The sequence below is a fragment of the Ruegeria spongiae genome (assembly GCF_023502395.1).
Taxonomy (GTDB): domain Bacteria; phylum Pseudomonadota; class Alphaproteobacteria; order Rhodobacterales; family Rhodobacteraceae; genus Ruegeria_C; species Ruegeria_C spongiae.
The window spans coordinates 1-303 of record NZ_JAMFMB010000112.1 but is presented as its reverse complement, the minus strand read 5'-3'; the positions used below and the strand labels follow the sequence as shown (position 1 = coordinate 303).

Annotated in this window: 1 protein-coding gene; it reads right to left on the bottom strand. The window is 48.5% G+C overall.

The features are described 5' to 3' along the window. Positions 1–303, bottom strand: a 303-nt coding sequence (locus M3P21_RS22475; RefSeq protein ID WP_249713735.1) for a transposase, incomplete at both ends; no start/stop codon positions are given.

The window sequence follows — 303 nt, the reverse complement described above, 5'->3', positions numbered from 1 at the left end:
TAGCCTGATGGATGTGATGTCGATGAACCCGAGATAGCTTTCAGCGGTTTTATCATATCGAGTAGCGACACGACGGGCATTCTTGAGCTTGTTGAAGCACCGTTCGACCATGTTTCTCAGCCGATATAACCCATGATCTACACCAATGCGCATTTTGCGGGTCTTGCGCATTGGGATTTGGGGCAGGATGTTGCGTTCATTCATGGTTTTACGAATACGATCAGCATCATAGCCGCGATCCGCCAGCAAAACTTTGGGTTCTGGAAGGTTGTCGGTCATCACCAAATCAAAGCCCAGATAGTC